This window comes from Amycolatopsis sp. NPDC059235 (assembly GCF_042754125.1).
GTDB lineage: Bacteria > Actinomycetota > Actinomycetes > Mycobacteriales > Pseudonocardiaceae > Amycolatopsis > Amycolatopsis albidoflava.
The window spans coordinates 75,342-99,419 of record NZ_JBHZAG010000008.1 but is presented as its reverse complement, the minus strand read 5'-3'; the positions used below and the strand labels follow the sequence as shown (position 1 = coordinate 99,419).

20 protein-coding genes are annotated in these 24,078 nt (G+C 71.7%); 8 read left to right on the top strand and 12 right to left on the bottom strand.

The window, feature by feature from the left end; genetic code table 11:
* Positions 1-92: 92 nt before the first annotated feature.
* On the top strand, positions 93-1,544 hold the full coding sequence (locus ACFXI3_RS08155; RefSeq protein WP_378398848.1) for an amidase: 1,452 nt from the start codon (positions 93-95) through the stop codon (positions 1,542-1,544).
* 228 nt (positions 1,545-1,772) lie between these two features.
* Here the strand turns inward: ACFXI3_RS08155 and ACFXI3_RS08150 are convergent, their stop codons facing one another.
* From ACFXI3_RS08150 to ACFXI3_RS08135, 4 genes are all read right to left on the bottom strand, one after another.
* Complete coding sequence (locus tag ACFXI3_RS08150; protein WP_378398846.1) at positions 1,773-2,987, bottom strand: cytochrome P450; 1,215 nt, start codon at positions 2,985-2,987, stop codon at positions 1,773-1,775.
* A gap of 92 nt (positions 2,988-3,079) precedes the next feature.
* Positions 3,080-6,142 (bottom strand): BTAD domain-containing putative transcriptional regulator, encoded by a 3,063-nt coding sequence (locus ACFXI3_RS08145; protein WP_378398844.1) that lies wholly within the window; start codon positions 6,140-6,142, stop codon positions 3,080-3,082.
* Between the two features lie 29 nt (positions 6,143-6,171).
* Positions 6,172-6,996 (bottom strand): hypothetical protein, encoded by an 825-nt coding sequence (locus tag ACFXI3_RS08140; protein WP_378398842.1) that lies wholly within the window; start codon positions 6,994-6,996, stop codon positions 6,172-6,174.
* Positions 6,997-7,108: 112 nt separating this feature from the next.
* The gene (locus ACFXI3_RS08135; protein ID WP_378398840.1) at positions 7,109-7,669 is read right to left on the bottom strand and encodes a CGNR zinc finger domain-containing protein; all 561 of its coding nucleotides are present in this window, start codon (positions 7,667-7,669) and stop codon (positions 7,109-7,111) included.
* A gap of 60 nt (positions 7,670-7,729) precedes the next feature.
* On the opposite strand from ACFXI3_RS08135, the gene ACFXI3_RS08130 reads away from it, so the two are divergent.
* Together ACFXI3_RS08130 and ACFXI3_RS08125 are read left to right on the top strand one after the other, a co-directional pair.
* Positions 7,730-8,560, top strand: coding sequence for an alpha/beta fold hydrolase (locus ACFXI3_RS08130; RefSeq protein WP_378398838.1), 831 nt, complete (start codon positions 7,730-7,732; stop codon positions 8,558-8,560).
* A 167-nt stretch (positions 8,561-8,727) separates the two neighbouring features.
* Positions 8,728-10,191, top strand: coding sequence for a hypothetical protein (locus ACFXI3_RS08125; RefSeq protein ID WP_378398836.1), 1,464 nt, complete (start codon positions 8,728-8,730; stop codon positions 10,189-10,191).
* Positions 10,192-10,889: 698 nt separating this feature from the next.
* Here ACFXI3_RS08125 and ACFXI3_RS08120 read toward each other — a convergent pair.
* From ACFXI3_RS08120 to ACFXI3_RS08095, 6 genes are read right to left on the bottom strand one after another with little or no spacing between them, the layout of a single operon-like run.
* Positions 10,890-11,090 (bottom strand): ferredoxin, encoded by a 201-nt coding sequence (locus ACFXI3_RS08120; protein WP_378398834.1) that lies wholly within the window; start codon positions 11,088-11,090, stop codon positions 10,890-10,892.
* An 11-nt stretch (positions 11,091-11,101) separates the two neighbouring features.
* Positions 11,102-11,998, bottom strand: a complete 897-nt coding sequence (locus tag ACFXI3_RS08115) for an acyl-CoA dehydrogenase family protein (RefSeq protein ID WP_378398832.1) — start codon at positions 11,996-11,998, stop codon at positions 11,102-11,104.
* Entirely contained in the window at positions 11,995-13,104 is a 1,110-nt protein-coding gene (locus ACFXI3_RS08110; protein WP_378398830.1) for an acyl-CoA dehydrogenase family protein, read from the bottom strand. Before ACFXI3_RS08110 ends, ACFXI3_RS08115 begins: the two co-directional genes overlap by 4 nt.
* Entirely contained in the window at positions 13,101-14,078 is a 978-nt protein-coding gene (locus ACFXI3_RS08105) for a hypothetical protein (RefSeq protein ID WP_378398828.1), read from the bottom strand. Before ACFXI3_RS08105 ends, ACFXI3_RS08110 begins: the two co-directional genes overlap by 4 nt.
* Positions 14,072-15,136 (bottom strand): phosphotransferase family protein, encoded by a 1,065-nt coding sequence (locus ACFXI3_RS08100; protein ID WP_378398826.1) that lies wholly within the window; start codon positions 15,134-15,136, stop codon positions 14,072-14,074. Before ACFXI3_RS08100 ends, ACFXI3_RS08105 begins: the two co-directional genes overlap by 7 nt.
* The gene (locus ACFXI3_RS08095; protein ID WP_378398824.1) at positions 15,123-15,764 is read right to left on the bottom strand and encodes a 4'-phosphopantetheinyl transferase; all 642 of its coding nucleotides are present in this window, start codon (positions 15,762-15,764) and stop codon (positions 15,123-15,125) included. The genes ACFXI3_RS08100 and ACFXI3_RS08095 overlap by 14 nt, the downstream gene beginning before the upstream one ends.
* Positions 15,765-15,931: 167 nt before the next feature.
* On the opposite strand from ACFXI3_RS08095, the gene ACFXI3_RS08090 reads away from it, so the two are divergent.
* Genes ACFXI3_RS08090 through ACFXI3_RS08080 form a run of 3 tightly spaced genes read left to right on the top strand, consistent with a single transcriptional unit; the run spans position 15,932 to position 19,064 of the window.
* Positions 15,932-17,059, top strand: coding sequence for an LLM class flavin-dependent oxidoreductase (locus tag ACFXI3_RS08090; protein WP_378398822.1), 1,128 nt, complete (start codon positions 15,932-15,934; stop codon positions 17,057-17,059).
* Positions 17,056-17,799 (top strand): class II aldolase/adducin family protein, encoded by a 744-nt coding sequence (locus tag ACFXI3_RS08085; RefSeq protein ID WP_378398820.1) that lies wholly within the window; start codon positions 17,056-17,058, stop codon positions 17,797-17,799. The genes ACFXI3_RS08090 and ACFXI3_RS08085 overlap by 4 nt, the downstream gene beginning before the upstream one ends.
* 20 nt (positions 17,800-17,819) lie before the next feature.
* Entirely contained in the window at positions 17,820-19,064 is a 1,245-nt protein-coding gene (locus ACFXI3_RS08080) for a cytochrome P450 (RefSeq protein ID WP_378398819.1), read from the top strand.
* A gap of 36 nt (positions 19,065-19,100) precedes the next feature.
* On the opposite strand, the gene ACFXI3_RS08075 is transcribed toward ACFXI3_RS08080, so the two are convergent.
* The gene (locus tag ACFXI3_RS08075) at positions 19,101-20,285 is read right to left on the bottom strand and encodes a cytochrome P450 (protein ID WP_378398817.1); all 1,185 of its coding nucleotides are present in this window, start codon (positions 20,283-20,285) and stop codon (positions 19,101-19,103) included.
* On the bottom strand, positions 20,282-21,601 hold the full coding sequence (locus ACFXI3_RS08070) for a condensation domain-containing protein (protein ID WP_378398815.1): 1,320 nt from the start codon (positions 21,599-21,601) through the stop codon (positions 20,282-20,284). Before ACFXI3_RS08070 ends, ACFXI3_RS08075 begins: the two co-directional genes overlap by 4 nt.
* A gap of 62 nt (positions 21,602-21,663) precedes the next feature.
* Here ACFXI3_RS08070 and ACFXI3_RS08065 point away from each other — a divergent pair, with 62 nt between their 5' ends.
* On the top strand, positions 21,664-22,719 hold the full coding sequence (locus tag ACFXI3_RS08065; protein WP_378398813.1) for a methyltransferase domain-containing protein: 1,056 nt from the start codon (positions 21,664-21,666) through the stop codon (positions 22,717-22,719).
* Positions 22,720-22,970: 251 nt separating this feature from the next.
* Positions 22,971-24,017 carry a ParB N-terminal domain-containing protein gene (locus tag ACFXI3_RS08060; protein ID WP_344274846.1) on the top strand — a complete coding sequence of 349 codons (1,047 nt, stop codon included), beginning with the start codon at positions 22,971-22,973 and terminating at the stop codon, positions 24,015-24,017.
* Positions 24,018-24,078: the final 61 nt, after the last annotated feature.

Sequence of the window (24,078 nt, the reverse complement as noted above, 5' to 3'; positions counted from 1 at the left end):
TCCAGTGTGGACGCTCACTGGCAAATGAGCCTCTCCCTGTTGTGCGAATTCATATTTTATGGCTCCTCCGGGTACCCGTTACGGTCAAATTCATGGAGCGGAACTTTCAGTCGGCCGAAGAACTCACGGCTGCTTTGCGTGCTGGTGAAGTGACGTCGGAGGAGCTGACCGACGAGGCGATCGCCCGCATCGAGCGGGAAGACAAGGCGCTCAACGCGATCTGCGTGCCGGACTTCGACCGTGCCCGCGCCGCCGCGCGGGAGGCCGACCAGGCGCGCGCCCGCGGCGAGGACCGGCCGCTGCTCGGCATCCCGGTGACGGTCAAGGAGTGCTACAACGTCACCGGACTTCCCACGACCTGGGGCATGCCGCAGCACCGGGACTTCATGCCCGCCGAGGACGCGGTCCAGGTGTCGCGGCTCAAGGCGGCGGGCGCGGTGATCCTGGGCAAGACCAACGTGCCCTTGGGCTTGCAAGGCTTGCAGAGCTCCAACCCGGTCTACGGCACCACCAACAACCCGTGGAACCACGACCGCACCCCCGGCGGCTCCTCCGGCGGTTCGTCGGCTGCCCTCGCGGCCGGCTTCGGCGCACTGTCCATCGGCTCCGACATCGGCGGCTCGCTGCGCACCCCCGCGCATTTCTGCGGCGTCTACGGACACAAGCCGTCCCTCGGACTGGTCGCGAACCGCGGCATGGTCGCTCCGCCCGGGCCGGCGTTGCCGGTCGACCTGGACCTCGCCGTCGTCGGCCCGATGGCGCGCACCGCCCGAGACCTCGCGCTCCTGCTGGACGTCATGGCCGGACCGGACCCGCTGACGTACGGCGTGGCGCACGAGTTAGCCCTGCCGCCCGCACGCCACGAACAGTTGAGCGACTTCAGGGTCCTGATCCTCGAAGACCATCCGCTCATCCCGACCAGCGCCGCGGTCCGGGCAGGCGTGAACCGGGTAGCCGACGCCCTGGCTGACGGCGGGGCCAGCGTCGAACGCCACAGCGCGCTGCTGCCCGACCTGACCGAAGCCGCGGCCCTCTACACACAGCTGCTGTTTTCAGGCTCCGTCGCGCGTTTCCCCGTCGACGCGTACGAACAGCTGCAGACCCGCGCCGCCGGACTGAGCGCCGACGACCAGTCCCTCGACGCGTCGCGGTTGCGCGGAATGGTGCTCACCCACCGCGATTGGCTGGAGGTCAACAACCGCCGAGAACTGCACCGCCACGCCTGGCGGCAATTCTTCGCCCAGTTCGACGCGGTGGTGTGCCCGGTGACGCCGACGCCCGCGTTCCCGCACGACCACAATCCCGATCTGCTGGCCTGCCGGCTCGACATCGACGGGGTCGAATACCCGTTCTTCGACCAGCTCGTCTGGGCCGGTGTGGCCACCATGCCCGGCCTGCCCGCGACGGCGATGCCCGCGGGCCTGTCCGCCGAGGGGCTGCCGGTGGGGGTGCAGCTGGTCGGGCCGATGTTCGAGGACCGGACGCCGTTGAAGCTGGCCGAGCTGCTGGAGGAGCGGATCGGCGGGTTCCAGGCCCCGGCGTAGGGGGATCGGTGTTCGCCTCGAAGGCGAGGGGTTCGAGGCGAACACCGACGGGCGCTTCCAGTTTCCAGTCCAACATTCCGTTGCGGGCGAAGGCGATCTCGGAGCGGATCAGCGCCAGCAGCCGTCCCGTCCGGAGTTCTCGGCGATCTCCCGCGCGGAGCCCGTGGTGTCGGGCTGAAGGATCGCCTCCCGGTGCCGTCTCGTTCGTCTAAGCTCCTCAGTGGACGGTCAGGACCAGGTGACCGGAAGTTCGTGCACCCCATAGATGTTCATGTTCGTCCGCAACGGAACCTCAGCCGCCGGAACCGCGAGCCGCAGTCCGGGGAAGCGGCGCAGCAGCCCCTCAAACCCGGCCCGCATCTCGATCCGAGCCAGCTGCTGCCCGAGACACTGATGGACCCCGTGCCCGAACGCCACCTGCCCCCGGACCTTCCGGTGCAGGTCGAGCACATCGGGGTTCTCGAAGTGAGCCGGATCGCGGTTGGCGGCGAGCAGCGACACGACCACAGTCGACCCAGCCGGAATCGTCTCGCCGGCGATCTCGACGTCCTCGGTCGCATAGCGGTAGAAGATGTCAGCCACCGACAGGTAGCGCATCAGCTCCTCCACCGCATTCGGGAAGAGCGTCGGGTCGGCGCGCAGTTCATCCAGCCGCGCAGGGTTCTCCAGCAGCGCGAACGCCCCCAGCGACAGCATGTTCGCGGTCGTCTCGTGCCCGGCCAGCAACAGCAGGAACGCCATGCCGGTCAGCTCTTCGATGCTGAGATCCGAGTCGCGGGCCAGGTCGGACAGGATGTCCTCGCCCGGCTCAGCGCGCTTGTCCGCGCACAGCTGGCCGAGGTAGCCCATCATCCCGCCGAACGCGGCCATCTTGTCTTCGAGGTTCACGTCCCGTTCCATGAACTTCGACGAGTTCGCCTGGAAGGTCTCGCGGTCGGCATACGGAACGCCGAGCAGCTCGCAGATCACCAGCGACGGCACCGGCAGCGCGAACTCCCGCACGAGGTCTACCGGCGGCGCCAGCTGCGCGACCGCGTCCAGCTGCTGTTCGGTGATCTTGACGATGCCGTCTTCGAGCTGCTTCATCCGCTTGACGGTGAACGCGCCGGTGAGCTTGCGCCGCAACCGGGTGTGGTCGGGGGTGTCCATGCTGATGAACAGGCCGGGGATCTGCGGCGACGGCTCGGTGGCGACCGGCATTCCCGGCGTCTCGTACGGCACGTGGACCACGCCGAGGTCCAGGCGGTTGCTGAACCGCGCGTCGGACATCACCTGCCGGACCGCGTCGTAACCGGTGATCAGCCAGCCCTCGTGGCCGTCCGGGAACAGCATCGGGCTGACCGGGCGGGTTTCGCGCAGCGCGGTGATCGCGGCGGGCGGGTCGAACGGGCCGGCGTCGCGGTCCATCGGCAGGCCCTTGACCGGGGAAAGCTGCTGGCTCATCGGGAATCCTCTCGTGGTGGCTTGATGTCACCACGATCGCCGAGAGCCCAGACACCGGGCGGTCACGGCGCTGACACGAGCCGGGAGCCGCGTCAGGGTGCGAGGGGCGCCGTGACCAGTTCGGCCCACGGCGCTGCCGTGCCCTCGCGGGTGGCCTGGTCGAAGGCTTCTTCGCTGAGGTGGTTGCGCGCCTCCTGCTCGATCCGCGTCACGTCCGGGTTGGACAGGTCCTTCCGGCCCAGCACCTGCGAGCTCGCCGCCAGCAGGCGCGCGGCGTGGTCGTACTGCGCTCGCCGCAGCGCCAGGTCAGCGACTCCGACGACCATCTGCGCGATCACTGGCGCGCGTCCGGTTTCCGCTGCCGCGTCGCAGGCCGCGGCACGGTGTTCGCGCGCCTCGTCGAGGTCGGCGGTGAACCAGGCGCGCAGGTCGTGGTTCGCGGCCCGCAGATGCGGTTGCCGCGCCTCGTCTCCCAGCAGGCTCATCGCCTGGCCGAACTGCTCGAAGGCGTCCTGCTTGTTGCCGTTCCACCGGGCCAGTTCGGTCCGGACCAGTGCGAGCGAAGCCAGGGTCCCGGGCCAGGTGACGCCTTCCGCGAGGCTTTCCGCCTCGGCCATCGCGGCGGTGCTGGCGTCCTTGTCGCCCGCGAGCCAGTGCAGCCGGGCCTGTCGCATGCGCATCTGGACGACGTCGTCGAGCGCGGCCAATTCGGTGACGACGGTGATCGCCTGGTCGAAGTGTTCGCTGGCCTCGGCGAATTCGCCGCGCATGGCCAGGCAGTCGGCGAGTTCGGTCTGCGCGAACGAGATGCCGAACCGTTCGCCGAGCACCCGGAACTCGACCAGCGACTCGTCGAACCAGGATTCGCAGTCCTGGCCGAGCATCATCCGCAGCTTCCCGATGTGCAGCCGGGACAACGCGCGCACCCACGGATCCTCGTCGTTCAGCAGCGACTCCCAGGAAGGCAGGAGCGCGTCCAGGTCGCGCAACATCATTTCGAGCGGCACCACCAGCCGCAGCGCCGCGTGGACGTGCCTGCCGTGCCGGCCGAACTCGTACGCCTGGTGGATCCATTCCGCGGCTTCCGGCACGTCGCCGGGTCCGGACGTGACGAACATCGAGGTCAGGGCGTACACCACGGCCCTGGTCTCGTCGGGGACCTCGCCGGGGACCGCGATCGCGGCGCTGATCAGCTCCATGCCCTCGGCCTTGCGGCCCACGAGCCACCAGTACCAGCCGCAGGCGGCGGCGAGCCGCATCGCCGCGTGGGCGTCGCCGGTCGCGAGCGCGCCGCGCATCGCCGAGACGAGATTGTCGTGCTCTGCGTTGAGAATCGCGAGCCACTCAAGTTGCTCGCCGCGGCGCAGATGGGGTTCGGCGGTCTCGGCCAGTTCGGTGAAATACGCGAGATGCGCTTGCCGAGCCAGCTCGGTTTCCCCGGCCTCGGCGAGCCGCGCGGCGCTGTACTCCTTGATGGTGCCGAGCATCCGGTACCGCGGCTCGCCTTCGCCGAACGCGACGAGCAGGGACTTGTCGCTGAGCGCGGTGAGCAGATCCAGCACCTCGTACTCGTCGACCAGTTCGCCCGCGCAGACCCGTTCGGCCGCCTCCAAGCTCGCGCCGCCGGCGAACACCGACAGCCTGCTCAGCACAAGCCGCTCGCCGTCGCTGAGCAGTTCCCAGCTCCAGTCGACCATCGCGCGCAGCGTCCGGTGCCGGGGGAGAGCGGTGCGGCTGCCGCCGGTCAGCAGCCGGAACCGGTCGTCGAGGCGATCCGCGAGCTGCTCGGCGGACAACGTGCGGAGCCGGACCGCGGCCAGTTCGATCGCGAGCGGCATCCCGTCCAGCGCGGCGCAGATGCGCGAGAGCGTCCGGTCGTCGACGAGGTCCCGGCGGCGCGTCGTCGCGCGGTCCCGCAGCAGCTGGACGGCCTCGGCCTGGGCGAGCGGTTCGACCGGCCACAATGCCTCGCCGGTGATGCCCAGCGGTTCCCGGCTCGTCGCGAGGATTCGCAACCCGCGGCACTCGCCGAGCAGCCGGTGCGCGAGGGCGGCCGCGGACTCGATGACGTGCTCGCAGTTGTCCAGCACCAGCACCATTTCGCGGTCGCGGATGGCGGAGACCAGCCGATCGACCGGTTGCGCGGAGGACGCTTCGCCGAGCAGCGCGTCGCGCAGGCCGAGCCCGGACAGCGTGGCCTGCGCGACGTCGTCGCCGGTCCCGATGGCGGCCAGCTCCACCAGCCACGCGCCGTGGTGCAGGCCGTCGACCAACGTGCGGGCGGTTTCCGTTGCCAGCCTGGTTTTTCCCGATCCGCCGGGGCCGGTCAGGGTGGTGAGCCGGTGTCGCGACACCAGGTCCCGGACGGCGGCGACATCGGCTTCTTTGCCGACGTAGCTGGTGAACTCGGCGCGCAGGTTGGTCTTGCGGCTTTCCTCGCGCCGTCCGACCTCGCCGCGCAGCAACGCCACGTGCAACGCGGACAGCTCGGGCGACGGGTCCGCGCCCAGTTCGTCGGCCAGCGTTTCCCGGAGGTGCTGAAACGCTTGCAACGCTTCGGTGTTGCGGCCCGCGGCGGCGAGCGCGCGCATCAGCGCGGCGACAAGCTTCTCCCGTACCGGATGCGCGGCCACCAGGTCGGTCAGTTCGGCGACGAGGTCCGCGCCGCGGCCGAGATCGAGTTCTGCTTCGAACCGGTCTTCCATGGCCGCCAGGCGCAGGGCTTCGAGCCGGGTGGCCGCCGCGTCGAACGCCTCGCTGTCCTGCAAGCCGACGTCCTGCATCGCCGGGCCGCGCCACAGCTCCAGCGCTTCGCGCAGCCGCCCCGGCCCGTGGGCCCGGGCCTGGGCGACGAGCCGCTCGAAGCGCATCGCGTCGACCGCGTCCGGGTCGAGCGCCAGCCGGTAGCCGTCGGTCAGTCCTTCGACGACGGCTCCCGGCAATGCCTTGCGCAGCCGGGAAACCAGGCGTTGCAAGGCATTCGCGGCCTCGGCGGGCGGCTGCTCGCCCCAGATCCAGTCGATCAGCGTCGCCTTCGGGACGACCTGGCCCGGCCGGAGCGCGAGGGCGACGAGCAGCCCGCGCAGCCGCGCGCCGGGAACGTCGGCTGCCTGCCCGTCGAGGACCTCGAACGGACCCAGGATCTTGATCTGCACCTGCTCGATCCTGCCATCCGATCGGGTGGTCAGGCAGCGGGATAGAGAACGATGTCGTCGAGCCGCGTGCGGGCGTGGACCTTGAGCGCGGCGCCGGAGCTGTCCGGCGTGCCGAGAGTGCTCCGGACCAGGCCCTTCGTGCTCTTCGCGTCGACGTCGGCGGCGATGCCCGCGCTGACGCCGACCTCGATCCCGCCGGCCGCGTTCGACAGTTCCACCTGGCCGCGCGTGACCCGCCCGATCCGGATCGGGCAGTGGGCCGCCTTGGCGACGACGCTGCCGTCGGCCGTCCCGATGTCGAAGCTGCCGTTCGCGCCGCCGAGGTCGATGTCGGCCCGGGCGTGGCCGATCCAGACCTTGCCGCTCGTGCCCTGGTAGCGGATCACGCCGTCGGCCTCGCCGATTCGCAGGCCTGCGGTGCTGCCCTCGATGACCGCTTCGCCGGCGACGTGGCCGACCGCGAGCCCGCCCGCGCCGAGGTTGCCGCGCAGCGCGGCGACCCGGTCGAGCTGAACCTGGCCCGAGCCGATGTTGACCTCGCAGTCGCCGAGGATGCCGTCGGCCTGCACCTCGGTCCAAGCGGTGTTCAGGACGAGCTTCGACCCGGCGGGCAGTTCGATCGCGATGTCGACGGAGCCGGTCCGGCTGCCGGATTTGGTCGTCTTGACCGACAGCACGCCGTCGGCGAACTCGACCTTGGTCTTCTCGGCGACCTTCACGTCGGTGGAGTTCGCCGCGTTGACAGGCTGCACCCGCACGACGGTTTCGGTGCGCTCGCTGGCGGTGATCCGGACGCGGGCGCCGGCGGCGGTGAGGGCGGCGGTGATGGGGTTCGGGGTGGTGAACGTGGACATTTTCGGTCTCCCTGGTTGGGCTTGGCGGTTCGTTGTGACCACATTCGCCTGCCGGGGAGACACGCGGCTGTCACGGCTCAGACGCGGAGGATCGCCGGTGTCAGCGGCGGTGTCAGCTCCGTTCGCGGCTGCGAGCCCGGTGGTTGGCGACGCTGACGCGGTTGCCGCAGAGGTCGGGCATGCAGTAGCGACGGCGTCCGGCACGGCTGGTGTCGACGAAGACGCCGTCGCAGTCCGGTGCGGCGCAGTGCCGGAACCGGTCGTGACCGAGAGCCTGCAGTGCGCCGAGCAGGCCGGTCCCGAATACCGCCGCCAGTTCGTCGGCCAGCGACGCGTGCGGCGCGGTTTCGGCGTGCCACTGCCAGCGGCCGTCGGCGTCGCGGTGCAGCCGGGGCCCGGTTCCGGCGCGGGCGACCAGTTCGCCTGCCCGGCGGGCGGCCTCGTCCTCGTCCGCCTCCAGCACGGCGCGGATCTCGTCGCGGAGGGCGTGCACCCGCGCCAGGTCGTCGCTCTTCCTGGGCGCGTCGGGGCGGAGGCTGTGCTCGGCGAGAAATCGGTCCAGGGAAGCGGAATCCGGGAGCGCGTCACCCGCGCTGCGCACCCGGGGAGACGTGTTGACCAGGTCCGTCGCCGCGGCAGCTCCGGCCACGTAACCCTTAAAAACTATCTGCACACCTTACTCCCTGCTAGGGTAACCGTTGCAAGACGACTTTACCCCTTACGGAGGAGTGTTATGACCACGTGCACCTCGACCTGGCCGCTGACCGACCGGATCCGGGTGTCCGGCGGCGAGGTCGCGGCCGGCGTCTTCGGCGAAGGGCCGCCGGTGATCCTGACCCACGGCACCCCGGCGTCGTCCTATCTGTGGCGCGAAGTGGTCCCGGTGCTGGCCCGCCGGCACACGGTGCACGTCTGGGACCTGCTCGGCTTCGGCGATTCCCGTCCCGGCCCCGGCATCGCCCCGTCGATCGCCCGGCAGTCGAGGACCCTCGCGGAACTGGTGGCGCATTGGCGGCTCGATTCGCCCGCACTGGTCGGCCACGACATCGGCGGCGGGATCGTGCTGCGGGCGCATCTGGCCGACAACGTGGCCGTCAGCAGGCTGGCGCTGGTCGACGCGGCCGTCCTCGGTCCGTGGAACACGCCGTTCACCGAGCACATGCAGCGGCACGCGGACGCTTACCGCACCATGCCGCCGCACGTTTTCGCCGACATCATCGCGCCCCGGCTGCGCACCGCCACCCACCGGGCGATGCCGGACCAGGTCGCCGCCGCGTATCTCGCGCCGTGGGCCGGATCCGAGGGACAGCAGCGCTGGATCGACCAGGTCGCCGCCGTCCGCTTCGACGACGTGCGCGAAGTGGCGCACCGGCTGGACCGGGTCGCGGTGCCGACCTTGGTGCTCTGGGGCGAGCGCGACCAGTGGCTCGACCTCGCGACAGCCGACCGGCTCGCCGCGGCGATCCCCGGCGCGCGGCGGGAGAACCTCCCCGGCGCGGGGCATTTCGCGCCCGAGGACAATCCCGCCGATACCGCCGAGGCGCTCCTGCGCTTTTTCGGCTGACCGGGGCCGCCGATAAGAAATGGTGATCGGGAACAATGCGAACGCAAGCGAAAAGGTACGGATTTCCTGCGCCACTCGGCCCAATTCGTCGCGGAATCGCTTTCGGTGATCTCCGGTTGTGGTGAACTCGGCCGCCGGAAGGTCTTCGCGAGCAAAGGGGATAAGTCGTGGTGATGCGTTCCTTGCTGGGTTCGAGTGTGCTGGCGGTCGGAGTGCTGTCGATGCCGGGGACGGCCGCCGCGCCGGTCCCGTGCGACGCGGCCGGCCTCAGTTCCGCCATCGCGGCCGCCAACGCGCATCCGGGCAGTTCGCTCGATCTGGCGGAGAATTGCACCTACCAGCTCGCCGCGGCGCTGCCCGCGATTACCGAGCCGACGACTATCAACGGTCATCACGCCACTCTCGCCCGCACGCAGACGGCCGCGCCGTTCCGCATTCTCCGCACTGACGCGGCGGGGGTGTCGATTTCCGATCTTTCGGTCACCGGCGGCCGCACCGCGCCGGGCGAAGACGGCGGCGGCATTCTCAACACCGGTGCGCTGGCGCTGATCCGAGTGACGATCCGCGGCAATTCCACCGGCGACGGCGCGCCCGCGACGGACGGCGGGTCCGGGGGCGGCGTGTTCAGTTCGGGCGGCTCGCTGTCGATCACCGACAGCACCGTCACCGGCAACGGCACGGGAAACGGCGGCCCCTGGGCGAGGGTGGGCACGGGAGGTTTCCCCGGTTCGGGCGGCAACGGCGGCGGAATCGCGGTCCGCCAAGGCGCCTTGACGGTCGAGCATAGTTCGGTCAGCGGAAACCGGACCGGGAACGGCGGAGACGGTTCGGCGGCCCCCGGCACCGAGGGGGACACCTGGGCGCACGGCGGACACGGCGGCGGGATCTGGAGCACCCAGCGCACCACGGTCACCGACAGTTCCGTGTGCGACAACAAGGCCGGGGTCGGCGGGGTCGGCGGGCCGGTCGGGAGTTCGCCCAGCGGATCCGCCGGTCATGGCGGCCCCGGCGGGAACGGCGGCGGGGCTTACGTCGCGGGCGAAACGACGTTTGCCCGCGACACGGTGTGCCGCAACACTTCCGGCGACGGGGGCGCCGGAGGCGCTGGGACGACTCGGGGCTACGACGGAAACGCCGGCGACGGGGGCGGAATCTGGACCGGCGCGGGCGCGGCGACCCTTGACGGCACGACGATCGCCGACAACCGCACCGGCTCGCCCGGCACCGTCCGGCCGGGAACCCCCGGCTCCGGCGGCGGGGTCTACGACCACACCGGCGAGCTGACCGCCACCGGCGGGCAGCTCGCCCGCAACCGCGCCGGGCAAGACGGCGGAGGCGTCGCGCTGCACAGCGTTCGGAAGCGCCCGGTCGCGCAGTTCCGGATAACCGGTGCGAGGATCGCCGACAACGTCGCGGGCGGCAGCGGCGGGGGCATCGCGATCTCCAGTGTCCACGGCGGCGCGACCCAGGTCCTGGCCGACAGCGTCGTCACCGGGAACACCGCCGCAGCCCGGGGCGGCGGGATGCACGTCGGCGCCGGCAACACGGTGAAACTGGACCACGCCGCCATCACCGGCAACCATCCCGACGACTGCGACCCGATTGGCTGCCAGGGGGCTGCTTCCGCCTGACTGCCGAGCAGCGGATTTGCGGTCGGCGCCGCCGGTAGTGCGGATCGCAAGCCCCATAAATCGCGCGGGTGCAGAAGAATTTTCAATCGCACTCGTTCGAGGTGCGACTTCGGCGGCATCACGCTCATGCCGGTTGATTCCCGGGTGCGGCCCGGTCGGTGGCCATGACCGCCTTCGCGTGTCTTCAGTACGGGCGGTTCCGGGGGCGGTTGTTGAGGTGCCGTTCGGTGCTGGCAGCGTCGTCGTGGCGTCCGCGCCGGTGAAGGGGCTCGCGGACGGGACCGAGATCGGGAAGGGTCAGCTCTGCCGCGACGCCGCGTACCACTACTGGGCGTTCGTGCGCTTCTGCTCGCCCCTCAACTCCAGCTCGTGGGGACAAGCCACCCTGGACCGGCACCCTGGACGGCATGTCCGGGAGCTACACCCTCCAGGCGGTCGGCGAGGTCACCAGCAGCCACACCGGCAATGTCTACGCCCAAGGCTGGACACCGATCACCCGCTGAGAACGGCGGGGCGCGGCCCGACCCCGTTTGGTCGCGTCGCGCCCCGGCACGGCCTGTCCACTGTGGACGGTGTGCGCTATTTCCGGCCCGGCTAGGCAAAACCGCTCCCTACTCGCCCCGCGAGCGCCGGAACGGACGCCGGTGCGAAGAGGACCGACGACAAGCCCCCCCCCCCCCATCCGAACCAGGTCGCGCTCAGCTGTCCTCAGTGACAGTGATGACCATGCCCGGGCACGATTCCGCCGCATCACGCACCGAATTCTGGTGCTCGGCAGGCGGATTCGGGTTCAGCAGCACCACCGTCCCGGTGTCTTCGCGCTGGTCGAAGACATCCGGGGCGAGCACCGCGCACTGGCCTGCCGAACAGCACCGGCGTTCGTCGATCTCCACCTTCATCTCGGTTCTCCTCAGTGTCGACTGTTCTCGTCAAGGACCAGGCCGGCCAGTTCGTCGTGCAGCCCCGGCTCAGCGAAGGACTGGGCCCGCCGGTACAGCGCCGCGATCGGGTGGTCGGCGAGGAATCCCTGCGCGCCCAGCGTCTGGACTGCCGCCTCGGTCGCGTGCGCCGCGGCCGAGGCGGCGGCCAGCAGGGCGGTCAGCGGCGGTTCGCCCGCGCTTTCCCCGTCGAGCGCGGGGAGTGCGCGGGGGACCAGCTCGGCCGCGGTTTCGATCTCGGCGTAGACGTCGGACAACGGGTGCGACACTGCCTGGAACCCGCCGATCGCGCGGCCGAACTGGGTCCGGTTTTTCGCGTGTTCCGTCGCGAGCCGCAATGCGGCGCGCGCGACCCCGAGTGCTTCGCAGGCGGCCAGCGTCCGGTAGCGGCAGCGCAGTCCGGGCAGCACATCGAGTCCGGCGACGCGTTCGGCGGGCGTGTCTTCGAGGGTCACCTCGGCGAGCGGTCTTGTGGGGTCCATTGTGGACAGGAAGCGCGGGTCCGCGTCGCGGCAGCGGACCGCGAACAGCGCGGAGCCCGGTACGAGGAGCACGCCGTCGGGACCTGGCCACGGAACCCGGACCCGCCCGTGCAGCCGGGCCGAACCGGTGGCGGTGCCGCTGACCGCGAGGGCGGCGGGGGAGCCGCGGTGCCACGGCGCGACCGCGGCGGTGACCAGCCAGGGCTGCGGGAGCAGCACGGCGCCGCTTTCCTCGGCGAGCAGGGCCAGCGCGGCCGGGCTCAGGTTTTCGTCGAGCCAGCCTTGCCGGACAAGGGCGGTCCAGTCCGGGCCGCTGGCGAGCAGGTCGCGCGCGGCCTCGGCCAGCGCGCGGTGTTCGGCCGCGAGCACGTTCACGGGGCGGTTCACCGGGCCCTCGGCAGGCCGAGTACGCGCTCGGCGAGGACGTCGCGCAGCACCTCGGAGGTGCCGCCTTCCAAGGTGGCGCCGCGGCTGCGCAGCCGGGCGTGCCGCCACCGGGCGTGATCGGCGGAATCGCCGTCGCCGAGCAGGTCGAAGGCCAGCGCCGCCAGCCGTTGCTCGGCCCGCGACCAGCGAAGCTTGACGATCGAGGCCTCCGGGCCCGGTTCCGCGCCCGCGACCCGATGCGCCGCCGCGCGCACCCCGGCGACCTCGATCCACACCCGCGCGACCCGGTCCCTCGCCACCGGGTCGCGGTCGAGGCCGCGCCGCCGCAGCATGGCCGTGAACTCGGCGAACTCGGCCGAAAGCGCCGCGGCGAGCCGGACGCCGAAGGTGCCGCGTTCGTGCGCGAGGGTGGTCATGGCGACTCGCCAGCCGCCGCCGACCGGCCCGAGCACCGCGTCGGCGGGCACCGGAACCTGGTCGAACAGCAGCTCCCCGAACCGGGTTTCGCCGGACAGCTGGCGCAGCGGCCGGACGGTGACGCCTTCGGTGCGCAGGTCCACCAGCAGGCAGCTGAGGCCGCGATGCCCGCGGGATCCCGGTTCGGTGCGGGCGAGCAGCAGGCAGTGGTCGGCGACCGGAGCGCCGGTCGACCAGAGCTTGTGCCCGTCTACCACGAACATTCCTTCGGCCTCCGTCGCGCTGGTGCGCAGCGCGGCCAGGTCCGAACCCGCCTCCGGTTCGGAGAACCCTTGGCAGAACAGGGTTTCCCCGGACAGGATCCGCGGCAGGAAACGGTTTCGCTGGTCGGCGGTGCCGACGGCGAGAATGGCCGGGCCCACCATGCCGAGCCCGATGATCCCCACGTGGTCGCCCCGCCCGGCCCGCACGAGTTCCTCGGCGGCGATGGCGTCAAACGCCGCGGGCAGCCCGCGCCCGCCGTGCTCGACGGGCCAGCTGACCCCGGCGAATCCCGCCGCGTGCAGCGCCGAGCTGAACTCGCGGATCTCCTCCCTGGCGGGGAACCCGTCGGGCCGCACGGCGGGCGCGGGCCGCGCGGCGAGCCAACGGCGCAGCTCGTCGCGGAACGCGGTTTCGGCGGGGATCACGAACTCTCCTCCGGGAAGAAATGGTGGTGGGCGCACCCGGTGACCTCGTAGATCGCGGTGCCGGCGCGGCCGTCGGACGTGTGCACGGAAACCTGGTGCAGGCCGCCGCCCCGGCGTCCGTACGGCGCGATCCACTGCCCGCGTCCGTCGACGGTGACCGAGCGGCCGTCGGAGAGCACGAAGACGACCCGACCGCCGAGCCCGTCCGCGCGCTGGGCGGCGCCGGCTCCGCGCACCGGCGCTCCCGCCGGATCCAGCCAGTCGAGGTCGTACCGGAGATCCGCGAGCGGCACCGGCTCCCCGCCGCCGTCGGGGGCCCAGCAGCCGTCGAGGTAGTGCCTGCGGCCGTCGGCGTGCTCCCACAGCCAGGCGCTGAGCATTCCGTCCGGCAGCTGCACGGCCAGCCAAATCCACAATGGACACCGCGGATGGCGGCGGATGCCCCAGGAATGGTCGCGCTGCCCCCACCACCGCTCTACCGCGACGGTGCGGCCGGAGCTGACGTATTCGCCGTCGAACCAGCCGGATTGCATGACCTGGCGCTGGTCCCACACCGGCGCGCCGTCGACGACGAGGGTGCCGCGGCGGGTCAGGTACGGCCGGGTCCGCGCGGTCCAGGTCAGCTCCATCCCGCCGAAACCCCGCGCGCCGGGGCCCGCGCGCAGCACGATCCGCTCGTACGGGCGGACGATCTCCACCGAAACCGGGCCGGCGACCGGGGTGTGCGGATCGTCGCCGAACGGCCGCGACGCGCGGGAGAAGAACAACTGCCCGCCGAGCCTGCCCATCTGGTAGCTGTCCATCGCGCGCCGGGCCGGGTTGGCCGCCATCGTCAGCACCAGCGCGTCCTCGAGCCGCCGCGGATGGTGCGCGGCGAAAAAGTAGCTTTCCCGCCAGTGCCGGTCCGGGCCGGCCACCGCCGAGAGCGGTTCCGGGATCTGGTGCGCGAGGCGTTCGTCGGCGTCGGTCAGCACATCGACTCCAGCAGTCGCAGGGCATCGTGGTCGGCGGCGTGCGCGGCGTGCCGTTCGGCCATCGCCGCGAACATGCGGTCGGCGTCCGTGCCGGATTCCACCAGCATCGAGCCGACGACGGTCATGTGCAGTCCGGACAGCGTGCCCAGCCGCAGGGTCCGGTGCAGCCAGCCGTCCGGCACGGCGGTCCCGTGCGCCCGCAGCGTGCGGACGTAGCGGTCCACCAGCGCGGTTTCGTGGCTGCGGCGCAGGTCCGGGTCGAGGCTTCCGCCGAGCAGGTAGGCGAGGTCCTTGGGGCCGGGACCCGCGGACAGCGTCTGCCAGTCGAGCACGGTGACGCGGCGGTGCCCGCGAACGGTCCGGAACAGCAGGTTGTCGAGCCGGTAATCCCCGTGCAGCAGGGTGAACGGCGGTTCCCACAGCGCGGTCCATCCGCGCACCGAACGCTTGAACCGGGCGACCGTCGCCGCGGCCGCGGCGCTGAGCCGGTCTCCGAAGCGGTCCAGGAACCGGTCGCACAGCAACTGGTAGAGCGCCGCGGTGCGCCGGTGCTCGGCGGCGCCCGGGGGAGGCGGCAGATCGGCGGACCCGCTGAACTGGGCGTGCAGCCGGGCCAGCGCGTCGACCGCGGTCTCGGCCTCCGGCAGCGTCGCGCCCGCGGCCTGGTCGCCGACAGCTCCGTCCACCCAGTCCAGGATCAGCACGAATCCGCCGTCGTCGTGTGCCTCGGCGGCGTGGCACCGGGGCACGTCGACGCACACCCGCTCGCCGAGCGTGCGGTAGAACTCGACCTCGGTGGCGTACTGGTTGCCGATCGTCCCCGTTTGCCTGCTCACCGGTCCGGCCGCGGGGAATTTGCCGACCACCGCCGCCGGACCGCCCGGCCCGTCCCACGACAGTCCGAACCGGACACAGCGGCCGAGCCTGCCGCGGGTGAGCTCAGTGCGGGTGATCCCGGTCAGCACGCTCTCCGGCGCGGCGCGGTGCAGGACCGCGCCGAGCCATTCCGGCGTGACGTCTTCCGGGCCGGTCACCCGGCGCGTCTCAGCGGAGGCCATCGGCGGGCACGGCGACGGCGGTGACGATCCGGCCGCGGTCGACTGCGTAACGCCCGCGCACGGGCGCGAAGGGCGTGGGCAGTTCGACCACGAAGCGGCGCCCAATCGGGTCGAGGCTCAGATGCACGTCGGTGAACCCTAGGTCGGCTCCGGTCATCGGGAACCACGCCTTGTAGACGCTTTCCTTGGCGGAGAACACAATCCGGTCGACGTGCACGCGCGTCGCGGGCAGGGTGGCCAGTTCCCGCCGTTCGGCCGCGGAGGTGATCCGGGCGAACATCCGGGGCGAGAGCGGGCGGTGCGGTTCCGCGTCGATGCCGACCGCGCGCACCCGGCACGCGCGCGCCACCGCGGCCGCGCGATAGCCGGGGCAATGCGTGATGCTGCCGACGATCCCGGGCGGCCAGCGAGGTTCCCGGTGCGGTCCGCGGCCGACCGGTCCGGCGGGCGCGCCCAGTGCCCGCAGCGCCGCCCTGGCACAGCTGCGGCCGGTCGCGAATTCGGCGAGCCGGGGCCGCCGCGTCCGCGGTTCCAGCGCCCCGAGCTCCGGGAAGTCCGAAGTGGACGGATCGACGTCGGCCGTCGTCTCCGCGCCGGCCACGGCGGCGGGAAGAACGTGCTCGATCAACGGGGCTCCCTCCCAGCGCTTGCGGGCCAAGTGAAGGCGAGCCGCCCGCGCGCTGTCAATCCGTGCAACCCGTTGCCGCACAGGGGAACCGGCTTGACCGGGCTGGCCCGGCGATGGTCGACTGACCGCCGCGGCAGGCACTTTTTCCTTCACCGGGACGGTTTTCCATGGCCTTGCACCTGTACTGGTTCATCCCCGGACACGGCGACGGACGGGACGTCGCGCGCGACGGCGCGGCGAATGTCCGGCGCGATCCCGACGCCGGCTATCTCGCGCAGGTGGCGCGCGCCGCCGAACAAGCGGGCTTCACCGGCGCGCTGGTTCCCTTCGGGCTGTTCTGCGAGGACCCGTGGCTCGTCGCGGCCGCGCTGAGCCGGGAAACCGCGCGGCTGCGGTTCATGGTCGCGTTCCGGCCGGGCACGGCGAGCCCGACGCTGACCGCGCAGATGGCCGCCACCTGCCAGCGCCTGACCGGCGGCAGGCTGCTGCTGAACGTGGTCTCCGGCGGCGATCCGGAGGAACTGCGCCGCTACGGCGACCACCTCGGCCACGACGAACGCTACGCGCGGGCCGGGGAATTCCTCAGCGTGCTGCGCGGGGCGTGGACCGGTTCGGTGGACCACGAGGGCGAGCACTACCGGGTTTCGGGCGCGACGGTGATCCGGCGCCCGGACCCGCTGCCGCCGATTTTCCTCGGCGGCAGCTCGGAACCCGCGCTGCGCACCGCGATCCGGCACGCGGACGTGTACCTCGCCTGGGGCGAACCGCCGGACCGGATGGCCGCGCAGGTCGCCCGGGTGCGGGCGGAAGCGGCGGCGGCCGGGCGGGCGCTGCCGTTCGGCACCCGGATGCACGTCATCTCCCGGGACACCGCGGACGAGGCGTGGGCCGAGGCCGACCGGATCGTGGCCGGGATGAGCGACGGCCTGGTCGAGCGCAGCCAGCGGAGGTTCGCCGCGAGCGATTCCGAAGGGCAGCGGCGGATGGCCGCGCTGCACGGCGGCAGCCGCGACGGACTGGAGGTGCACCCGAACGTCTGGACCGGCTACGGACTCGGCAGGCAGGGGCCCGCGCTGGCGCTGGTCGGTTCGCACGAGGAGGTCGCCGACCGGATCGCGGAGTACCACGAACTCGGCGTCGACCACCTGATCCTGTCCGCGCAGCCGCATCTGGAGGAGGCGTACCGGCTCGGCGAGGGCCTCGTGCCGCAGCTGCGCCGCCGGGGCCTGCTCGCCGCGCCCGAGGACGACATCGCCCCGGCCCGGCCGCCGCTCGCGGCCGGAACGCTCCGATGACCGCGGCGAAAACCCGGACCGCGGAGCAGGAATTGCTGCACCGCAAGCAGCGGCTCGCGGCGACGCTGCGGCTTTTCGCGCGGTTCGGCCTCGCCGAGGGAATAGGCGGGCACGTGACCGCGCGCGACCCGCGGCGTCCGGACCGCTTCTGGATCAACCCGTTCGGCAAGAACTTCGGGCACGTGCGCGTCAGCGATCTGCTGCTGGTCGACGAGGACGGCGCGGTGGTGGAAGGCGAGGGCCGGGTGAATCCGGCCGGATACACCATCCATGCGGCGATCCACCGGGCGCGGCCCGAGGCGGTCGCCGCCGCGCACACGCACTCCCTGCACGGGCGGGCGTTCGCCAGTCTCGGCCGTCCGCTGCTGCCGATCTGCCAGGACGCGTGCGCGTTTTTCGAGGACCACACCGTGTTCGACGGCTATTCCGGAGTCGTGCTCGCCGAAGAGGAAGGCACGCGGATCGCCGAGACGCTCGGCGAGGGCAAGGCGGTGATCCTCCGCAACCACGGCCTGCTCACCGTCGGGGGCTCGGTCGAAGAGGCCGCGTGGTGGTTCATCGCGATGGACCGGGCGTGCCAGGTGCAGTTGCTCGCCGAGGCAGCCGGGACTCCCACGACCGTCAGCCGCGAAGCGGCGTTGAGCGCGCGAGCCGACATCGGGGCGCCGTGGCTCGCAAGGGCGAGTTTCCGGTCGCTGTACGCGGACCTCGTCCGCACCGAACCCGATTTCCTGGACTGACCCGACTCGAAGGGGGAGCGGTGCACGTGCCCGAACGGTGCGGGATCGCGGATCCGGCGGCCTACCGCAGCGGTCCGCCGCACGCCGAGTTCGCGCGGCTGCGCGCGGAAGAACCGGTGAGCTGGGTCGAGGAGGCCAGCCTGCGCCGCCGCGGCCGCACCGGCGAGGTCGTGCAGCGCGGCGACGGGTTCTGGGCGGTCACTCGGCACGCGACAGTGGTCGAGGCGTCGCGCTCGCCCGAGGTGTTCTCCTCGGCGGCGGGCGGACCGTTCCTGACCGACGCGAAATCGCCCGCGGACCTCGACCGGACGCGCCAGCTGCTGGTCGGGATGGACGCGCCGGAACACGCGAAGCTGCGCAAAGCGGCCACCGGCGCGTTCACGCCGAGAGCGGTGCGCGCGCTGGAGTCGTCGATCGCCGCGCACGCGAAACGCCTGGTGGCGGACGCGGTCGCGGCAGGCGGGGCGGACGCGGTGGCCGACCTGGCCGCCGAACTGCCGCTGCTGGTGCTGGCCGACCTGCTCGGCATGCCGAGGCAGGACCGCGGCCTGCTCTACCGGTGGAGCAACAACCTGGTCGGCTTCGACGACCCGGAGTACGGCGGCGGGGACATCGAGGCGTTCCAGCGGACTTTCTTCGAAGCGTTCGCGTACGCGATGGAGGCGGCGCGGGAGCGCAAGCGGCGGCCGGGCGAGGACCTGGTGAGCCGGCTCGTCGCCGCGGACGTGGACGGCCGGAAGCTGACCGAGAAGGAGTTCTGCCACCTGTGGCTGCTCCTCGTGGTGGCGGGCAACGAGACGACCCGGCACCTGCTGTCCGGCACGCTGGAGCTGTGCGCGGACGACCCGGTGCTGCCGCACGCCCTGCGCGACGGCGCCGACCCGGCGCTCGCGGTGGAGGAACTGCTGCGCTGGATCACGCCGATCATGCAGTTCCGCCGGACCGCGACGCGCGACACCGAACTCGACGGCCGCCGGATCGCGGCCGGGGACAAGGTCGTCCTCTACTACATCTCCGCCAATCGCGACGAGCGCGCGTTCGCCGGGCCGGACCGGTTCGACCCGGCCCGCCCCGACGTCCGGCACCTGGCCTTCGGGGCGGGGCCGCACTACTGCCTCGGCGCGCACCTGGCCCGCGCCGAGGGCGTCGCGTTCCTGCGGGAGCTGGCCCCGCATCTGCCGCGGCTGCGCCGGGCGGGCGCGACGGTGCGGCTCGAATCGAACTTCATGAACGGCATCAAGGCGCTCCCGCTCGAGTTCGGGTGAGCAAACGCGGAAATGTGGCAGTTGCACGTGGTCCGGTCAGCGGAAGCGCACCGGAAGCCGGGCGAAACCGCGGAAGCTGGGGTGGTCCCGGCGCCGCGGCGGGCCAGCCGGGACGAACCCGTCGCGCCGGGCGGCCACCTGCGCGAACACCGCGGCCCCCTCGATCCGGGCCAGCGTCGCGCCGAGGCAGTGGTGCACGCCCGAGCTGAAGGACAAGTGCGGATTGGGCGAACGCGCCAGGTCGATCCGGTCCGGATCGGCGAAGCGCCGCTCGTCGCGGTTGGCCGAGGCCAGCAGCAGCAGGACGAGCCTGCGAGCGCGCAGCACCCGGCCGCCGATCTCGACCGGCTCCCGGACGATCCGCGCCGTCGCCTGGATCGGGGCCTCGAACCGGAGGAACTCCTCGACCGCGGACTCGGCCAGCGCCGGGTCCCCGCGCAGCGTCTCCAGCAGCGAGGGGCGCTCCAGCAGCGCCGCGCAGCCGTTGGCGATCAGGTTCGTGGTGGTGTCGAACCCGGCGAAGAACAGGAAGATCACGTTGTCCACGACCTCCTCGGCCGACAGCCCGGCGTCCCGGCTCGCGGCCAGCACGCCGGACAGCGGCCCGTCGCCCGCGCGTTCCAGCAGGTCCCGCACGTAGCCGCGCAGCCAGTGCACGGCGGCGATCGCCGCGTCCCGGTCGCCGGCGGGCTGGATACCCGCCCCGAAGGCGCGGCCGAGCGCGACGGCGTGCGGGCGCAGCCGGTCGCGGTCGGCCGCCGGGATGCCGAGCAGCTCCGAGGAGACGATCACCGGCAGCGGGTAGGCGAGCCCTTCGACCAGGTCGCCGGTCCCCGCCTCGGCCAGGTCCCCGAGCAGCCGCGCGACGAGCTCGTCGATCCGGGTCCGCAGGCGCGCGACGACGCGCGGGGCGAGCAGCGCGGCCATCGCCCGCCGCAGCACCGGGTGGCTCGGCGCGTCCCGGTTGAGCACGGTGGCGCGGAAGAACTCGGTCAGCACGTCGGGCTCGCCGGAAAGCCGGTACATGGCGTCCGGGAACTCGTGTCCGAGCCGCGGGTCGCGCAGCAGCGCGGCCACGTCCTCGTAGCGCGGGACGGCCCAGGCTCCGGGGCCCGCGGGCAGCAGCCGCCCGCGGGCCCGGAACGCGGCGTAGGCCGGGTACGGGTCGGCCATCGCCGCGACCCGGGCGGCGTCGTAGCGCTCGATGCCGGGTGCGCTCATCGGGCGGTCGCAGCCGCCGCCGCGACCACGGCGGAGGGATCGGCCGCCGCGGCGGCGGCCATGGCGGCGTAGTCGGCGAGGAAGTCCTTCGCCCACTGCGGGCTGATCCGGTCGGTGGTGTAGAAGAGCATCGCCTGGCAGTCGCCGGTGTGCTGCGGGATCAGGCCGAGTTCGAGCCCGAACCGGCTGCCCAGCACGTCCGGCGTGTACAGCTCGAAGTCCACGCCCCTGGCGTGCACCTTCGTGCCCGGCGGCGGGGTCAGCAGCATCTGGAAGACGACGTCGTCCACGCGGCCGCCGTTGTCCTGGAACGACAGCGGGAGCATCTGGTACGGGATGCTCTCGTGCAGGAAGCCGTCGATGACGGTGGGCCGCACCGACCGCACGACCTCGGAGAACGGGGCGTCCGGGTCGACCTGGCTGCGCAGCACCACCATGTTCGCGAAGAAGCCGACGGTGGACTGGACCTCTCGTCCGGACCGGTTCGCGAACAGCGACGCGACCGGCAGGTCGGTCTGGCCGGTGGTGCGGGCCAGCAGCAGGTAGTAAAGCGAAAGCATCACGGTGAACAGCGTGGTGCGTTCGGCGCGGGCCACTTCGCGCAGTTTCCCGAAGACTTCCGGGGGCAGCACGGCGGTTTCGATGCCGCTCGCCCGGCCCTCTCCCGGCGCCTGCCGCCCGGTCTCGGGAAGCCGCACCAAGCGCATGTCGCGGAGCTTGCCGACCCAATAGTCCTGATGGGCCTTCAGCTCCCCGTTTTTCGCCTGTTCGTGCTGGCGGCGGGCGAAGGCCGAATACGGGAATGCGACCGGCGGCAGCTCCGGAACGGTTTCCGGGCCCGCGTCCAGCAGTTTGATCAGGTCCTGCAGAATGATTCCGCAGGACCAGGCGTCGGACACCAGGTGGTGCATGGTCAGGCACAGCGCGTGCTCGTCCGGGCCCAGCCGCCAGAGCGTGCAGCGCAGCGGCCACGTGCCGACGTCGACCGGGACCTGCAGTTCTGCCTCCAGAGCGCGCTCGAAGGCGGTCTCCGGGGCCGAGCCGTCCGCCGCGGCGAGGTTCTCCTCCCGCAGCGGCGGTTCGCCGTCGCGGTGAATGCGCTGAACCAGTTTCCGGCCGTCGCGGACCAGGGTGGTGCGCAATGCCTCGTGCCGGTCCGTCAACCGGCGCAATGCGATTTTCAATTCGTCGACGTCAAGCGGCCCGTGCAGTTTGCAGACCACCGGGCAATTGAGCGATGCGGTATCCGGTCGGTAATGTTCGAGAAACCACAGAAGTCGTTGTCCGATAGAAGCGGGCGCCTCGTGAAAAGTCATGTCGGCAATATAGGGCCAGCATTCGGGGAAAATCGAATGCGCGAGCGGCGCCGGGGGCGCGGATGAACAGCGGGGAAGCGGCGTTCGCCGGCAGGCTGTTCGCCGCGGGCATCGCGGCCGCCGAGCTGCTGACCATCGGGCTCGGCCTGCGGCTGGGGCTCTACGCGCACCTGTGCGAGCGGCCGCTGACCGCCGGTGAACTGGCCGAGCGGGCCGGGATCGGGCCCCGGTACGCGCGGGAGTGGCTCGAACAGCAGGCCGCGGCGGGGATCGTGACCGTGTCCGGCGAGCCGCCGGAGCACCGGTTCCTGCTTCCGGAAGCCCATCGCGCCGCGTTGACCGGAGACCCGGCCCCCGCCCTGACCTCGGTGCTTCCGGCGGCCGGGATCGCGCCGGTGCTGCCCCGGATCGCCGAGGCGTACCGCCAGGACGGCGGGCTCGGCTACCACGAGTACGGCGAGGATTTCCGCGGTGCGCAGACCGAGCTGAACCGGGCGGTGTTCGAGGGCGAACTGGCCGGCTGGATCCGCTCCGCGCTGCCGGACGTGCACCGCAGGCTCGTGCGCGGAGCCGGGATCGCCGACGTGGGCTGCGGGAGCGGATGGTCGTCGATCGCGCTGGCCAGAGCCTATCCGCGGGCCACGGTGACCGGCTACGACTCCGACGGCGCCGCGGTGCGCGAAGCGATCGCCAACGCGGCCGCCGCCGGCGCGCCGGACACCCTGGCTTTCGCCCGCGCGGACGCGAACGGGCCGGACGAAGCGGCCTCCGGACGGTACGCGCTGGTGTGCGTCCTGGACGCGTTGCACGACATGGCGCGGCCGGTGGAGGTCCTGCGCTGGTGCCGCCGGGCGGTGCGCCCCGGCGGCGGGGTGCTGCTGATGGAACCGAAAGCGGCCGAGGAGTTCTCCGCGCCCGCCGGAGAGGTCGAGCGGTTTCTCTACGCGGTGAGCGTGCTGCACTGCTTGCCGGTCGGGTTGTCCGAGCGGCCGTCTGCCGGAACCGGCACCGTCATTCGGCCTTCTGTCGTAACCGGTTATGCGCACGCCGCAGGTTTTCAGTCTGTCGCGGTGCTTTCTGTAGAACACCCATTGCACCGCCTTTACTGGTTGCGGTAAGCGCGCGTGCCGGATATTTCCGATGGCGCCGACGGTGACTCGACGCCTCCGTTGGGCCAATCACCTGATTGTCTGATTGCTCGTAATTTGACCCTGTGGTTGCGGAAAACGTGGCATCGGGTGCCATCAGCAGGTGTTTGCGCGGTGGCGGACCCTTTGCAATAGTTGGGCGGGGGGCGGCAGAGATGCGGAATCCGCACCGCCGAGTAAGACGCACTTTCACGGCGAGTTCATTCCTGGGGGAATAGCCCATGCACGACTCGAACGGACGATTGTGGCCTGCCCGCTGCACGGCGGACAACGGGCGCCCCGACGAAGAAGCGGAACCGTTCGCCGCGGTCCTCGGCCAGTGCGAGAAGCGGATGGTCGAGATCAGCTCGCTGCTGCCCGCGGACAGCCCGCGGCTCGGCGGGGAGAACCTCGAGCACGCCCGGACTCTCGTGGAGAGCGGGGCGGACCTCCCGCCGATTCTGGTCAACCGGTCCGACATGCGGGTGATCGACGGCATGCACCGGGTCCGCGCGGCGGCGCTGCGCGGGGCCGACCGGATCGAGGCGTACCTTTTCAGCGGCAGCGCCGAGGCCGCGTTCATCCTTTCCGTGCAGGCCAACATCAAGCACGGGCTGCCGCTGACCCTGCGGGAACGCGAGGTCGCCGCGCAGCGGATCGTGAAACTGCGCCCGGACTGGTCCGACCGCGCGGTCGCGGAGGCCTCCGGGATCTCCGCGAAAACCGTCGGGGCGCTGCGGAAACGGGTCGGCTGCGACCTGCCGCAGCTGCACGCCAGGGTCGGCCGCGACGGCCGGGTGCGGCCGTTGAACCACGCCGAGGGACGGCGCCGGGCCAGCGAGATGATCCGGCAGAACCCGGACGCCTCGCTGCGGGAAATCGCTCAGAGCGTCGGCATTTCCACCGGCACCGCGCGGGACGTCCGGGAACGGATCCGCCGCGGCGAGGATCCGCTGCCTCCCCGCCAGCGAATGGGGGAAGAGGGCGCCGCACCGCAACGGTTGCCCGCGCAGCGCACCGTTCGCAGCGCCGCGCAGCGGGCCGTGCACGATACCGTGCGCATGTTGCAGAATCTGAAAAAGGACCCGTCGCTCAGGTTCACCGACGCCGGCCGCGCGTTGCTGCGCTGGCTGGACGTGCACGCGCTCACCAGCGACGAATGCGCCAGTCTCGCCGCGTCAGTGCCCTCGCATTGCACGAATGTGGTCGCCGAAGTGGCCCGCGGTTACGCGGAGACCTGGAAGCAGTTCGCGGAGGAACTGGACGATCGCGGCGAAGCGACTGCTTGAAAGTTCAGCTTTTAACTGCTTGAACGTTCAGCCTTTAGTCGAATTGGTGACGGCATTTTTA

Coding starts and splice junctions, on each gene's coding strand:
- ACFXI3_RS08060 (WP_344274846.1), top strand. CDS start 22,971: ATGCACGACTCGAACGGACGATTGTGGCCTGCCCGCTGCACGGCGGAC.
- ACFXI3_RS08140 (WP_378398842.1), bottom strand. CDS start 6,996: ATGTCCACGTTCACCACCCCGAACCCCATCACCGCCGCCCTCACCGCC.
- ACFXI3_RS08075 (WP_378398817.1), bottom strand. CDS start 20,285: ATGAGCGCACCCGGCATCGAGCGCTACGACGCCGCCCGGGTCGCGGCG.
- ACFXI3_RS08155 (WP_378398848.1), top strand. CDS start 93: ATGGAGCGGAACTTTCAGTCGGCCGAAGAACTCACGGCTGCTTTGCGT.
- ACFXI3_RS08150 (WP_378398846.1), bottom strand. CDS start 2,987: ATGAGCCAGCAGCTTTCCCCGGTCAAGGGCCTGCCGATGGACCGCGAC.
- ACFXI3_RS08130 (WP_378398838.1), top strand. CDS start 7,730: ATGACCACGTGCACCTCGACCTGGCCGCTGACCGACCGGATCCGGGTG.
- ACFXI3_RS08090 (WP_378398822.1), top strand. CDS start 15,932: ATGGCCTTGCACCTGTACTGGTTCATCCCCGGACACGGCGACGGACGG.
- ACFXI3_RS08065 (WP_378398813.1), top strand. CDS start 21,664: ATGAACAGCGGGGAAGCGGCGTTCGCCGGCAGGCTGTTCGCCGCGGGC.
- ACFXI3_RS08070 (WP_378398815.1), bottom strand. CDS start 21,601: ATGACTTTTCACGAGGCGCCCGCTTCTATCGGACAACGACTTCTGTGG.
- ACFXI3_RS08120 (WP_378398834.1), bottom strand. CDS start 11,090: ATGAAGGTGGAGATCGACGAACGCCGGTGCTGTTCGGCAGGCCAGTGC.
- ACFXI3_RS08085 (WP_378398820.1), top strand. CDS start 17,056: ATGACCGCGGCGAAAACCCGGACCGCGGAGCAGGAATTGCTGCACCGC.
- ACFXI3_RS08100 (WP_378398826.1), bottom strand. CDS start 15,136: ATGGCCTCCGCTGAGACGCGCCGGGTGACCGGCCCGGAAGACGTCACG.